This is a genomic window from Psychrobacter sp. PSi21, from assembly GCF_054960615.1.
The window spans coordinates 57,284-71,063 of the sequence record NZ_JBHNYR010000001.1; the positions used below are offsets into that span (position 1 = coordinate 57,284).

General features: G+C 43.7%; 15 protein-coding genes. 4 read left to right on the forward strand and 11 right to left on the reverse strand.

Going from position 1 to position 13,780, the window contains the following annotated elements; translation table 11 throughout:
- Positions 1-34 precede the first annotated feature (34 nt).
- The 3 genes from hflX to ACFI32_RS00280 all read left to right on the forward strand — a co-directional run bounded on the left by hflX (position 35) and on the right by ACFI32_RS00280 (position 2,978).
- Positions 35-1,438, forward strand: a complete 1,404-nt coding sequence (hflX, locus tag ACFI32_RS00270; protein WP_462624486.1) for a ribosome rescue GTPase HflX — start codon at positions 35-37, stop codon at positions 1,436-1,438.
- 431 nt (positions 1,439-1,869) lie between these two features.
- Positions 1,870-2,292: a CidA/LrgA family protein gene (locus ACFI32_RS00275; RefSeq protein WP_462624487.1), complete on the forward strand. Its 423-nt coding sequence runs from the start codon at positions 1,870-1,872 to the stop codon at positions 2,290-2,292.
- Positions 2,289-2,978, forward strand: coding sequence for an LrgB family protein (locus tag ACFI32_RS00280; RefSeq protein WP_462624488.1), 690 nt, complete (start codon positions 2,289-2,291; stop codon positions 2,976-2,978). Before ACFI32_RS00275 ends, ACFI32_RS00280 begins: the two co-directional genes overlap by 4 nt.
- 93 nt (positions 2,979-3,071) lie before the next feature.
- Here the strand turns inward: ACFI32_RS00280 and ACFI32_RS00285 are convergent, their stop codons facing one another.
- A complete protein-coding gene (locus tag ACFI32_RS00285; RefSeq protein ID WP_462624489.1) occupies positions 3,072-3,230 on the reverse strand; it encodes a hypothetical protein in 159 nt (52 codons plus the stop codon).
- A 217-nt stretch (positions 3,231-3,447) separates the two neighbouring features.
- Between ACFI32_RS00285 and ACFI32_RS00290 the strand changes: the two genes are divergently transcribed.
- Positions 3,448-4,251, forward strand: coding sequence for a lytic transglycosylase domain-containing protein (locus ACFI32_RS00290; protein WP_462624490.1), 804 nt, complete (start codon positions 3,448-3,450; stop codon positions 4,249-4,251).
- Between the two features lie 118 nt (positions 4,252-4,369).
- On the opposite strand, the gene tsf is transcribed toward ACFI32_RS00290, so the two are convergent.
- The 10 genes from tsf to ACFI32_RS00340 all read right to left on the reverse strand — a co-directional run bounded on the left by tsf (position 4,370) and on the right by ACFI32_RS00340 (position 13,535).
- Positions 4,370-5,251: a translation elongation factor Ts gene (gene tsf / locus ACFI32_RS00295; RefSeq protein ID WP_462624491.1), complete on the reverse strand. Its 882-nt coding sequence runs from the start codon at positions 5,249-5,251 to the stop codon at positions 4,370-4,372.
- A 234-nt stretch (positions 5,252-5,485) separates the two neighbouring features.
- On the reverse strand, positions 5,486-6,304 hold the full coding sequence (rpsB, locus tag ACFI32_RS00300) for a 30S ribosomal protein S2 (RefSeq protein ID WP_462624493.1): 819 nt from the start codon (positions 6,302-6,304) through the stop codon (positions 5,486-5,488).
- A gap of 359 nt (positions 6,305-6,663) precedes the next feature.
- The gene (locus ACFI32_RS00305; RefSeq protein WP_462624494.1) at positions 6,664-7,110 is read right to left on the reverse strand and encodes a chemotaxis protein CheX; all 447 of its coding nucleotides are present in this window, start codon (positions 7,108-7,110) and stop codon (positions 6,664-6,666) included.
- A 37-nt stretch (positions 7,111-7,147) separates the two neighbouring features.
- Positions 7,148-7,597 carry a chemotaxis protein CheX gene (locus tag ACFI32_RS00310; protein ID WP_462624495.1) on the reverse strand — a complete coding sequence of 150 codons (450 nt, stop codon included), beginning with the start codon at positions 7,595-7,597 and terminating at the stop codon, positions 7,148-7,150.
- A 30-nt stretch (positions 7,598-7,627) separates the two neighbouring features.
- Positions 7,628-7,990 carry a response regulator gene (locus tag ACFI32_RS00315; protein ID WP_462624496.1) on the reverse strand — a complete coding sequence of 121 codons (363 nt, stop codon included), beginning with the start codon at positions 7,988-7,990 and terminating at the stop codon, positions 7,628-7,630.
- A gap of 20 nt (positions 7,991-8,010) precedes the next feature.
- Positions 8,011-10,182 carry an ATP-binding protein gene (locus tag ACFI32_RS00320; RefSeq protein WP_462624497.1) on the reverse strand — a complete coding sequence of 724 codons (2,172 nt, stop codon included), beginning with the start codon at positions 10,180-10,182 and terminating at the stop codon, positions 8,011-8,013.
- Positions 10,183-10,194: 12 nt separating this feature from the next.
- Positions 10,195-11,088, reverse strand: coding sequence for a substrate-binding periplasmic protein (locus ACFI32_RS00325; RefSeq protein WP_462624498.1), 894 nt, complete (start codon positions 11,086-11,088; stop codon positions 10,195-10,197).
- Between the two features lie 472 nt (positions 11,089-11,560).
- Entirely contained in the window at positions 11,561-12,400 is an 840-nt protein-coding gene (locus tag ACFI32_RS00330; RefSeq protein WP_462624499.1) for a substrate-binding periplasmic protein, read from the reverse strand.
- Between the two features lie 397 nt (positions 12,401-12,797).
- Positions 12,798-13,127 carry a substrate-binding periplasmic protein gene (locus ACFI32_RS00335; protein ID WP_462624500.1) on the reverse strand — a complete coding sequence of 110 codons (330 nt, stop codon included), beginning with the start codon at positions 13,125-13,127 and terminating at the stop codon, positions 12,798-12,800.
- A gap of 114 nt (positions 13,128-13,241) precedes the next feature.
- Positions 13,242-13,535, reverse strand: a complete 294-nt coding sequence (locus ACFI32_RS00340; RefSeq protein ID WP_462624819.1) for a transporter substrate-binding domain-containing protein — start codon at positions 13,533-13,535, stop codon at positions 13,242-13,244.
- Positions 13,536-13,780 lie beyond the last annotated feature (245 nt).

Consider the following 13,780-nt stretch of genomic DNA (forward strand, 5'->3'; position numbering starts at 1 on the left):
GCACTACTTTTTACTGAATAATAGGTGATAATTTTTGGAATATTTTGATCGATATGAAGGTGGCGAACGCGCCATTTTAGTACATTTGGACATTCGCCAAATTCAAGACCCTGATGACTTAGGAGAGTTTGAGCTGCTGGTGGATTCTGCAGGAGCAGATCGCTTGGCACTGGTGACTGGCTCACGCTTAAAGCCTGATGCCAAGTATTTTGTCGGCTCAGGTAAAGCCGAAGAGATTGCTGAGCTGGTACGCCTGCATGATGCGGACATTGTCATTTTTAACCACAGTCTATCGCCCTCACAAGAGCGTAACCTTGAAGCGCTGGCCAAGTGCCGCGTGCTTGACCGTACAGGGTTGATCTTGGACATCTTTGCTCAGCGCGCCCGTACCTATGAAGGTAAGCTGCAAGTTGAGCTGGCGCAGCTTAATCACTTATCCACGCGTCTGGTGCGCGGTTGGACGCATTTGGAGCGCCAAAAAGGTGGGATCGGCTTGCGTGGTCCGGGTGAGACTCAGCTTGAGACCGATCGCCGTTTGCTACAAACGCGAGTTACTCAGCTCAAAAACAAGCTGGATAAGGTCAAGCAAACCCGCGCACAAGGGCGAGCCAAGCGCCAAAAGTCAGACGTACCGACCATCTCACTGGTCGGTTATACCAACGCGGGTAAATCAACACTCTTTAACCGCTTGGTCGATGAAAACATTTACGCGGCTGACCAGCTGTTTGCCACGCTAGACCCCACGCTACGCCGCCTTGATTGGCAGGGTGTTGGCCGTGTGGTTTTGGTCGATACCGTAGGCTTTGTACGTCACTTGCCGCATGAACTGGTTGAGTCTTTTCATGCTACCCTAGAAGAAACCCTTGAGGCAGATCTGCTATTGCACGTGATTGACTCTTCTAGTGAAGACATGCATGAGCAAATTCAAGCGGTTAAAAGCGTACTGGCTGAGATTAAAAACGATGTGCCTGTGCTCAATGTCTATAATAAAATCGATTTGACTGGCGAGCCTGCTCACATCGGCTATGCCAGTGAAAACAAACCCAACCGTGTCTACGTGTCTTCAAAAGAAAATCTGGGTATCGAAGAGCTGTCACTCGCCGTGCAGCAACTGCTGACTGGAACCTTGACTACTTTTGATCTCACGCTGCCTTATGATGCTGGTCAGCTCAAAAATACGCTGTATGAGCTAAACGTCATTCAAGCAGAAAGCTACGATGAGACAGGGCACGAGCATCTGACCATTCGCCTGCAAAGCGATAAACTCAAACAGTTATTGGGGCAAGCCAATTTGTCGCCTATGGCCGTTTTGCCGCTGGCGCAGGCCACACTGTTGATGCCTACTCTTGAGCCATTTGAGCAAAAAGATGAGCCTACAGATGTTCAGCTGGCAGATGATACAGACAGCGCTTACGACACAGACATGCCTACCGAATAGCACTTTCTGGGTTGTTGGCTAGGGCGTGTTCCTATTGTAAAAATGGTAATAAACGTTTGAACTAGGGACATGTCCTAGTATTGACCTCCGCTAATAGTAGCGGCTCATCAGGCTTAGTAGCAAAAGTGACAGATTCGTCCTTGTGCTACTAAGCCTTTTCTATAAGCATCTTTAGACGCCGCAAGTGACCGAATCTGCGAGATACCATCTTGACCGATAACAGCCCTATCAATATAGCGTTTGCTACTTCCCTGTATCCGATATAATTGCTACTATCATGTTAATAGCCAATGATGGTTAATCGCTAATGATAGTGACGTCATATGACAGCATTCCCCCATAGCAATGCGTTACCATAAATTCCTTTAGTGTCACACCGCTGCTTGCAAACTCTATACTGTCTTCTGAGCCCAAACCCGCAAGGACTGCCTATGAAGCCTGAACCTTCGACCTCACTGCCATTGTGGGCTGCCATCTTGCTGACCTTAGTCTTTGTCATCGCCATACGCGAATCAGCGGTGGTGATTTGTCAATATTTGGGCATTGAAAAAGCAGCCAATATTGTAGGTATGGTTGCCATGTTTTTGATATTGGTGCTGTGGCGCTTGATCAGAGGACTGCCCAGTTGGCTTACTGCTGCCAGCAACACCCTTTTGGTCGATAGTGGCTTTGCTTTCTTACCTGTCTCCGCTGGTGCTGGCATATTACTGTTTGCCTTAGGTCACGCCTTTTGGGGCGTGATGGCCACGATCATCATCAGCACCTTGATACCACTATGGGCACTGGCCTTATTATCCAACCGTTGGCTCAACAAGACATCTACTGACAACACGCCGCGTAAGGGGCATTCATGATTTTTCATAGCGCCGTGTTCGCGACCATCGCTGCCATTACTCTAACCTTAGCCGCCCATATCACTGCCCGTGTTTTGGCACGCAGGTTAACGTGGCTGCCAATGGTCATTACCGCGATCATCTTAGTGGTTGTCTTTTTATTCATCGTGCAGTGGGACTATGAGCATTATTATGCGGTAGCCCAGCCTGTGTTTGATCGCTTATTGGGTCATGTCACGGTGCTGCTGGCCATACCACTTGCTGCAATGAATTTTAAAGGCTTACCCATTAAGCGTCTCAGTATTATTGTGGTGATTGCCAGTGTGGTGGGTGCACTGCTCCCAATGGGACTGGCTTATCTATTTTCGCTCAATTACGATACGATACTTGCCTTTGCTACTCGCTCAGTAACCACACCGATTGGATTGAGTGTGGCAGGCTTAATCCAAGCACCACTGGCAATGGTCAACTTGATTATCATTGTGTCAGGATTACTTGGCGGCACCTTAGCGCGGTTCTTATTTCGAAGTGTCGAGGATGATCGTGCCAAAGGCTTAGCACTCGGTCTGGTCGCGCATGCTTTTGGTACCGTTGAAGCATGGCAAATCAGTCCTACTGCTGGCCGCTATGCCGCATTTGGTCTAGCGGTCAACGGACTATTAACCGCCGTCTGGGTACCTATTTTTATCAGCACCTTTTTGGCCTAACGGTTTTATGACCATAAGGGTGAATATTAACTGCTTGTTTACGTGCCCACTTATCTACTCTCATAGGTTTTAAGCTCAACATTTGCACTGGTACTACAGTGCTAATATTCTCGCCACTTGGTAAAAAGTGGCGCTCTCCTGTCTGTGATTGATACGCTCTTCAACAACACCTATCGATAAATAAGATATTGGTTTATTTATCAATTTTCCAAATTTACAATTTAACGCCCATTCCATTGAAGTTTTTGCCATTCATATGTGTCCATTTTTTATTTTATGCTATAGTAATAAACTATTATCTTTTGTATCTGTTCCAAGTATCTTTTGTGATTCCCATGTGACTGCCACGTGATTTTTGTTGATTATTGATATCGCTGCACATACTCACAGTAACTGCTGAGCCAGTCTTACTCATAATGACCGCGCAGGCAAAGCAATTTGCTACTTTCCAATGAAAAGTGACACCTCCATGATGAATGCTATGACTTTATTTAGCCGCTATATCTCGCCCTTCTTATTAACTGCTGCCACTGTATCTGCGCTTATGACGACGGCTCATGCGGGCAATATGTATGTCTATAAAGACAAAGGTGGGCAAGTACTGCTCACTAATGTCAGCCCCAGTGGTAACTTTGATAAATTCACTAAAAAAGTCAAAGTGACGTATTATCGCGATTCACAGTCTTATGATAATGCCGCGCCGAGTAATGGCCAATATGGACGTAGTGCGGCCAGCAATAGCGGTAACCGCAACGCATACGATAGCTATATTCGCGCCTCAGCTGTACGGCATGGCATTGATCCAGCGTTGATGAAAGCCATGATGCATACCGAATCTGCTTTCAATCCAAATGCTCGTTCGCCTGTGGGCGCGCAAGGACTGATGCAGTTAATGCCCGCCACAGCCCGCCGTTTTTCTGTTAGCAATCCTTGGAATCCTGCAGAAAATATTGAGGGTTCTGCAAAATATATCGCGTGGCTACTGCGTCGCTTTAATGGCAATGTCGAGTATGCTGTCGCAGGTTACAATGCAGGTGAAGGCAATGTGGATAAGTACAAGGGTATTCCACCTTTCAAAGAAACTCGCAATTATGTGCAGCGAGTGATGAGTCGCTATCACACACTTTATAAAAATGATGCCAGCTTAACAGGCAGTAGTATCACAGCCAGCAACACAGTACCCAATGCCAATATCCGTACTGTCAGCTACGGCACCAGTAACAACACCGCTGGCTCAAGCTATGCCAACTCAGCTTACGCCGCCCTGCGCTAACTCTATTGCCATGTAAGAAGTAAACTAGCAAACACAAAAAAGCCCGTTACTCACATAACGGGCTTTCTTTAAACCTTAGTGTTAAGGACAACACTAAGATTCACAATCAACTTCGGACTTATTTGCCTGCAGATGCTGCTTGAGCGGCCGCAACTTCAGCTGCGAAGTCTTCTTGTTTTTTCTCAATGCCTTCACCAACTTCTAGACGCTTGAAGCTAACAACCGTTACGCCTTCAGCTTTTAGAACGTCACCAACTTTCTTTTCGTTATCCATAACGTATGGCTGACGTAGCAAGGTAACTTCGTCTAGGTACTTACGCAAGCCACCTTCGATCATTTTTTCAACGATGTTGTCAGGCTTGCCAGACTCTTTCGCTTTGGCTTCGATGATGTCTTTTTCGCGAGCAAGTACATCAGCAGAAACGTCGCTATCGCTAACCGCTACTGGGTTAAAGGCAGCGATATGCATGGCAAGGTTTTTACCAGTTTCTGGCGTGCCGCCTTCGTAAGATACCACAACCGCGATACGGATACCGTGACGGTATGATGCTAGGTTGTCACCTTCGATGGTTTCGGCACGGCGTACTTGAATGTTTTCGCCGATTTTTTGTACCAATGAAACACGTGCTTCTTCAACGGTTTGGCCGTTGCCGTACGACAACTCAGAAAGTGCCGCTACGTCAGTAGTGTTATTTTCTAGAGCGATGCTGGCTACTTTTTCTGCAAACGCAGTGAAGTTGTCATCTTTAGCAACGAAGTCAGTTTGGCAGTTGACTTCTAATAGCAAGGCTTTGTTGCCTTCTTGAGCGATGATGATCGCGCCATCAGCTGCGATATTACCTGCTTTTTTAGCTGCTTTTGCTTGACCTGATTTACGTAGGTTGTCGATGGCAACTTCAACATCACCATTTGACTCTTCTAGTGCTTTTTTACATTCCATCATGCCAAGACCAGTACGGTCGCGCAATTCTTTTACCATTTTGGCGGTTACTTGTGCCATGGGAAGTACCTCAATATTGTTATGTATGGGAGTGATTAAGTATCATCGTAAAGCTGGATAAACCATCATGTCATAACCGTACAGTCAGTTAGGCTGTAACTGATAGATGATGATAACCCAACAAAAACAAGGCATGACGAGGAAGCCACATCATGCCTGTTATATGCTTTTTCTGTTCTTACAATAGCTTATAAGTGCCGATAACAGTATAGCAAAGCACTTATATCACCAATATTACAGATCAGTTTGTGCTTCGGCTGGATTTTCTACAGCAGGTGCTTCTTCAGCTTGCTCTACAGCGTCAGTTTGATCAACATTTTGCTCAGCGTTTGCGTTACCACTTGCTTGAGTTTGTGCGTACTCTTTACCAGCGATGATCGCATCAGCAACCGCTGTCACATACAAAGTCACAGCCCGGATAGCGTCATCGTTAGCTGGAATGATGTATTCAACATTGTCTGGGTTAGAGTTGGTATCAACGATACCGATAACTGGGATACCTAGGTTTTTGGCTTCTTTAATTGCGATCGCTTCATGATCAACGTCAACCACAAAGATAGCATCAGGTAAGCCGCCCATATCTTTGATACCGCCTAGTGAACGCTCAAGTTTTTCCATATCACGAGTGCGCTCTAACGCTTCACGCTTAGTCAACTTAGCAAACGTACCGTCTTCTGCTTGTTTTTCAAGCTCTTTTAGACGGTTGATTGACTGGCGTAGTGTTTTCCAGTTGGTCAACATACCGCCCAACCAGCGATGGTCAACATATGGCATACCAGCGCGAGCTGCTTGTTCACGGATGATGCCGCTTGCTGCACGCTTAGTACCAACAAACAATACTTTGTTTTTCTTGCTGGCCAAGTTGTTGACGTAGTTTAGCGCTTCGTTGAAGGCTTTTACGGTGTGCTCTAGGTTGATGATATGAATCTTGTTACGCGCGCCAAAGATATAAGGACCCATTTTTGGATTCCAAAAACGAGTTTGGTGACCAAAGTGAGCGCCTGCTTGTAGTAGGTCACGCATTGAAACTTGTGTTGGGTTTTGATTTGCCATGTAAAACGTCCTTCGTGTTGGGTTATGCCTCCACATCACAAAAACTGCCTATTTGGTGACACGCATTTGCCAGCGAGTGATCTCGCTTGGCGGCAAATTAATCAAGTCACCAAACACCCAGCAATTTTTTGCCATGATGTGTGTGTCATTGGTTGTTTAAAAAGTGCGCTTATTACTAAAATAAAGCTGCGGCGTATTTTACCACATAACCAATAGTAAGCTCCAGCAGTTTGTCATTATCCCGAGCGTACTATTCAGTTGAAAATACTGCCTTATGACCCACTCAAGTGAACTTTTTACTCATTTTGGCATAAAAAAAGCGGCATATAATTGCCGCTTTTTTATCTGCCGTCTTTTAGTTAGTTGATACAAATACCAATAACAGCACTGTAACCGCGCCAACTAAATGGTGTCACGTAGCTGTTCATACCTTTTGGTAAATAAGACTGTGGCGCACCGTCAACAATCTTGGGCGGTGAAATAACAAAGTCAGGCCCAAACTCAGTACGAGCGTTGCCTGAGATGGTATTGGCCATTTCACCGAGCAAATCCTTCATCATGGCGATGGATGAATCTGGCTCACCCATGATGTTGAGGACTTCACGCAGCATAATACTGGGGGCACTAACATATACGCAGCCCTCGAGCGGCCCTGAAATCTTGATCACACCGCTATAATCATGCCCAATAGCACTTTTATTATTGTTGAGATAAGGAGTATCAAGCGCCACTGGACTCTCGTCAATTTGCGAAAAAAACGCATTGATGGAGCTTAAAAACACCCCTAATTTTTCTACTTTAACCATAATATATTATCGCCAATGCTTATCGTATGCTTGCCAATCAATCTTGCAAACATACCACAATTTCCCCGACTTTGTCTTGCCATGTGACGGGAATGATAAAAGAACGCTCATTTTTAGGTAAAATGATACTTTGTGGTGAGCCTTTAAACACGACTGGCACAGAAATATGGAAGGTAGCACCAAACTCATTACGGGCATTACCCGCAATGGTATTGGCCACCTCACCTGCCAAGTCGACTAAGTTGTCTTCACCTTTGTCCTGCTCACCCATGCTGTCTAAGATACAATCAAGTAGCTGACGGCTGGCTGAAAAATATACCACCCCTTTTTGTGCCCCAGAAATCCCAATCACGCCAGTATAGTCGTGAACTTTGGGATGTTCATTTTCTAACAAATAAGGGGTATCGACGACAAGCTCGGCACCACCAAATTGCTGAAAATAACGGCTAACAATATCTAAAAAAATCTGTAATTTCTGTGCTTTCATAGTCGCATTTACTCAAGTCATTGTATGATATTAGTCTTGCATCAGCTCTTCTAATGCTTCGACCAGCTCTTCTTCTGAAAATGGCTTACATAGAAATCCACTTGCTCCAAGTGACAGTGCTTCAATACCTGTGGCTTTATCTGATAGTGCTGAAACCACTAAGATACGTACTTCTGGATCAATCGCGATGATCTTTTCGATACATTCTAGACCATCCATCTGCGGCATGGTCAAATCCATGGTAATCACATCAGGGCGGTGAATATTGAATTTCTCGATAGCTGCCACACCGCTGGTTGCCGTGGCAACCAATGTGAACTGGCCTGAGTCATAAGCGCGCTGAATACGGTTTCGAATGATATTAGAATCATCAACAATCATTAATTTATACATAACTTATCCATCGTCCTTAATTAAGCATTTGGCAAAGTGATCACAAAACGGGTCATCTTACCAAGTTCACTATTTACATTGAGCGTGCCGTCGTATTCTTTAACTTGTGCTTTGATGATATCTAGACCAACACCGCGTCCACCATCTTCGTCAGCAGATTCTTTGGTTGAAAATCCTGATGAGAACAGCTCTTTGAGCAACTGTCCACGTTCAAGATTACGTGCTTCGTCACTGCTATAACGTCCGAGGGTAACCAAACGCTCACGGATGCTATCGTAGTTGATACCTTGGCCATCATCTTCAATGGTGATGACAAAGTCTTTTTCATTATTTTGCATTTCTAGATCAATCGTACCAACTGACGGCTTACCAAGTCCCATTCGTACAGATGGTGACTCAACACCATGTACTACTGCATTACGTACCAGCTGAATACTGATCTCTTTTACTGCTTTGTTTAGATGCTCTGGTATTTTAACCGTTGCAACGCTATCGCTATTGAGCTGTACTTGCTTGCCTTGTCTTGCGGCGATTTCGCGCACAAAGTCTTGATAGTAAGCAAATAGATGGTTTTCTGTCTCAGTAGGCTCATCCAAATCAATGTTATTACCAAGATCTGAGCTTGCTGTCACATCTGGTGTCGCGGCAGCGGCAGCAGCTGGCGTGGCAGCAGGTATGCTACTGGCTGGTGACTGGTTAATACGTTCACCCAAAGTTTCAATAGTATTTGAAAGGCTGAGCAAATCATCCAAGTTTACCGCTAGTGGTAAGAAATCATTACCTGACAGCTTACCTTGGTTTTGTAGCGCATAGAGCTTATCTTCAGCATCGGATGCGATTTTGGTAAAGCTGTGCAGTTTCAGTGCAGATGCCTCACCTTTTAGGCTGTGCATTTCACGATAAATGGCCTTTAGCTTACTTTCAAGCTCATACTGCGAGCTACCTGGGTTTTTCAAAATATTGTTAATCTTATCGATATTCGATTTGGTATTGCTGATGAACTCATTAATAATTTTTGGATTTACGTTCAAGATGGTCGTCAGCATCTCAATCTGCATGTCGTTCTGCGCGCGTTCTTTTTCAAGGCGCTGTTCTAGATAAACGGCATCAGATACATCATTCACGTTGACCAAGATACGTTCAATGTTCTTGTCTTCATAAACTCGTGAGAATTTGAAGTCAAGGAAGCGGCTATCAGTACTTTGCTCACCTGATGTATTGTGCAGCATCACTCTGTGTAGTGGATTGAGCGAGTCAACCAGTTTTTCTTTAACACGTGGATTATATAGCTGCTCAATAAACTGGCGCGTGGTTGCCAAGTCTTTATCTGAGATACGACCACGTAGCACCTGTGCAAAGTTCTCCCCTGCCAACTGCTCAGAACCAATAATATTGGTCAGTGCGCGAGAATGCTGCTGACCGATGTTCAGATCTTTGTCCAATAGGAACAGACCTGTGTTTACGGTTTGTAGAATCTCTTGAGTTTCGCGGCGAGCGGCGAGCGCTTCAGCATCCGTTTCACGCAAGCGGCGTACAAAGAAGAATACGAAGATCAAGAAGTATGCAAAGATTGCCACAACCCCAAGAAGCTGGATCAAACGAATGGTATTTGCTTGACTCTCTGCATCATCAAATACCTCATTGGTCAAATCTTCTAGCGATTCGTTCATCAAGAGACTTGAGGTTTTGGCCTGTTCAACGGCTTGAGTCAATTCATCGGCAGAACTGATCATGACGTTATCGGCATTTTCAAGATACGCTTGAATACGCGGCTCTAGGAGTTGCCACTGGTTATTGGCTTCTTGTACGCTATCTTGTGCCACACCACTAATGTTAGGCAGCTTATAAGTTTTACCGTCTGCTTGCTCAGTGATGGTACCGCCCTGACCAATCGCGGTAAGCGATTCATTGATTAGCGCGGTATTTTCTTCTAGACGCTCTAGTACACGTTGAATATGCGGCGAGTTGGTATCTTCACCATAGCTGCTATCTAAATCGAACAGATCTTTAATTACTGCCTGAGCACTGTTCGCCACTTGGTTAGTTTGATCAATCAATACCGTATTACGTTCAAGTAGACTTGAGGTATAGAAAGTGAACGCAAGCAACGCCCCAATCAAAGATAAAAATAGCGCAATTGAGATAATCAAACCGCGATAGCGTTTGTTATCTACATTATTTATTGTAGCCATATTAAGCGTCCCTTAGTTTGATTGCTCAGTAGTAGGCGAAGCAGAAGTGTCGTCAGATACCGCTGCGGTCTGACCCAACCAATTTTGCTCAATTTCCTTAAACTTACCTTCCGCTTTCAGTTTGGTAATACCTGAATTGATCTTTGCAATAAGATCTTTGTTCTCTTTGGCCATAAGAATGACTTGCTGCGCGGCTGGTGTATCTTCTCCTTCATAAGCCACAATGTTTACTTTTTGCTCAGGGTGGTTTTTCGCCGTGTATTGAAGAATAGGTAGGTCGTGCAAAATGGCATCCGCTTTACCCTGTATTAAGTCTTCATACAACAAAAAGGCTGTTTTTTGGGGTGTCAAACTATCAGACTTACCCATTGCCGCTGCTTGCTCGAACTGCTTAGAGCCCTCCATTGCAGCAACTTTCTTACCTGCCAAATCATTTAAGCTCTTAACGTTCATTTCAGGTTCAATATACATAATAGCAGCAGGGTTGAAGAAGTAAGGCTGTGATAACCCATACTTAGCATCGCGCTCATCCTTGTAAGAGATACCCGAGATTGCCAAATCACGATTGCCTGACTCTACCGTATCAAACATGTTTTGCCATGTTTCTTTATAAAACTCGACTTTAAACCCTTCTTCCTCGCCAATAGCGCGTATTGAGTCAATGTCAATCCCTTGCAGCTTGCCATAGTCGTCCTGAAACGAAAATGGGGGCATCGTACCCGTGGTTGATACCTTGAGGACTGGTGCCGAATCTGGAAGACTGCTCACAAACTCTACTTGCTCTTCTTGCTCTGCTTTAGGGGCGGGTGCCTCGGTTGCCGCGGCATTTTCTGGCGCACTAGAGTTGCTGCATCCAAAGATACCTACGCTCAAAGCAACTGGTAGCATGCGATATAACTGCTTCATATTCTGTCCTTGGGAACTAACGGTTTGTACAGTTTGTTTAATGATGATTTAGCAATATGAGGTAATATTTTTACAATATATAGTTACACAAAATTACGACAAATGATACTGGTCAAATTTTACTATTACAATAGATCTCTTGTGTAAGTTGCTCTTAGCCTTTGATATTTCGTTAAATAAATCAACAAAATAGTGTTATTACGAGAAAGTTGATACCTGTACTCATATATAAGTATAGTAAAGCCAAAAAATTATGGTTTGTAACTCTGTCACTTTGATTAATAAAAGGCGCTTTTTTTAAACAAGCGTCAGGAATAAAAATTGAATGCAAAGAAAGACGCTATTAAAGACAGGGATAATGCAGTGGAAGTGGTCGAGTCGTGCTACATTTTACTATCGACATATATTAAAACTGCCATCACTATACCCTGCCTTTATTGGCTGTTATCTCCTCAATCGTTTATACGCTACCTTACTTATCCAACCAGCGTGAATCAATCTCTTCAATGGCACCTTTCTGTTTTAGATTAGCAATACCTTGGTTGATAGTATCAATCAGTTGATCATTGCCTTTAGCCATCAATATCACTGATTGAGATGCTGGGTCAGATTCTTTTTCATATGGCACCACAGTCAAATCATATTCTGGGTGGTTCTTAGCAGTATATTGTAAAATCGGTGCATCAAGCAGTGCGACATCAATATTGTCTTGTACTAGATTTTCATATAATAAAAATCCTGTCGGGAGTCCAGTAAGGCTTTCTTGACCACCGACCGCTTCCATCTGATCCGCTTGCTTAGCTCCTTCTAAAACACCGACACGCAAGCCTTTTAGATCATTTAAGGTACTGAGTTGATGTTCACCTGTTTTGTACATAATCGCGGAAGGATTGAAGTAGTAAGGCATAGATAAGCCATACTTTTCATTACGCTGGTCATTGTAAGAGATACCTGAGATGGCCAAATCTCGATCACCCGAAACAACGCTATCAAACAGCTCTTGCCATGTTTCTTTATAAAACTCGACTTTAAAACCCTGATCTTCTCCAATAGCACGAATAATATCAATATCGATACCCTGCATATTGCCGTAGTCGTCTTGCATTGAGTAAGGGGCTAGGTTACCAGTTGTGGCTACTTTTAATACAGGTGCTGAGTCTGGCAGGCTACTGACAAAGTCGTCTTGTCCTTCTTTAGCAGTAGGTGGGGGCGTATTGGTTTCAGCTGTGCTGCTCTCTGGGGTGCTGGAGTTGCTGCAGCCAAAGATACCGGCACTCAGAATGATTGGTAAAACTCGGTACAATTGCTTCATGATCCATCCTTGGAAATTAACGTTAGTGGACAGTGCGATAAATAATGATTTAGTAAGGTAAAGCAATATTTCCACAATACTTATTTATATAAAGTTATAGTAAATAATACGTGTCAAATTTTATTATTGCAATAACTATGTTCGCATGTGATGCGATAAGCATCTGTATACAAAAGGTTTTTATGTTTTTTAGTCAACATAGTTTCATATTAATAAAATAAATGATGTCATGCTAAGGTATGATAATTCGTAACCATGTAACGTCATAAGCTCATGCTAAAAAGACGGAGTGAATCAAGGACGAAAAAATGCCGCCTAATCAATGCGGCGGGGATAACATTTGTTGTCTCCCCCATTAATGGTAACCGTATAGAGCACATTTAATTTTAGGGCACCTTTAATTTGCTTGTCCCGCGATGACAGCCGTGCTGACCGCAGGAGGTGCGTCCCCAAGCCATTTTTCTTCAATCTTTTTAAACTTTCCTTCTTCTTTGAGTTTTGCAATACCTTCGTTCACAGTACCAATCAGCTGGGTATTGTCTTTTGCCATGAGCACGACCTGATAAGCAGATGGTTCATTCTCATCTTCATAGGGCACAATCGTCACATTGCTGTCTAGGTAGCTTTTGGCGATATAGCGCCAAACAACAGAGCTATTCGTTATCACATCGTATTCGCCTTGCTTGAGTTTTTCAAACAACAAAAACACTATTTTTTCAGATTCCAAATCTGAATAGCCACCCACTTCTCTGGCTTGAGCAATAGACTTTCCTCCGCCCTATCCTCCAACTTTTAGTCCTTTAATGTTTTCTAATTTTTCAATCTTTAAATCAGGGTTTTTCTATATTAATGCAGAAGGGCTGAAAAAATAAGGATCGGATAAGCCATATTTACTGACTCTATCAGGCGTATAGGCCATACCTGCCAACGCCATATCTCTAGTACCCGCCTCGACCGTATTAAACATCTGAACCCATGGCTCCTGATAAAACTCTACCTTAAAGCCTTGCGTTTCTCCAACTACTCGAATAGCGTCAATATCAATACCTTGCAGGTTGCCATAATCATCCTGAGATGAATACGGAGGCGTGACACCAGTGGTGGCTACTTTGTATACTGGCGCTGAGTTAGGAATACTACTGACAAATTCCTCTTGCGACTCTTGAGATGTGTTGTAGTGCCCGCATTTTCTGGCGTACTAGCGTTATTACACCCAAAGATGCCAACACTTAATAGAATGGGTAAGACTTGATATAACTGCTTCATAATCATTTCTTGAAAATTAGCGTTATCATGCGGTTTAATGAATAGTTTTTAGCAAAATGGGATAATATTTTTCTCCTAGTTTTTAACACAAGCTTACTTTCCTTGTTTTTCAAC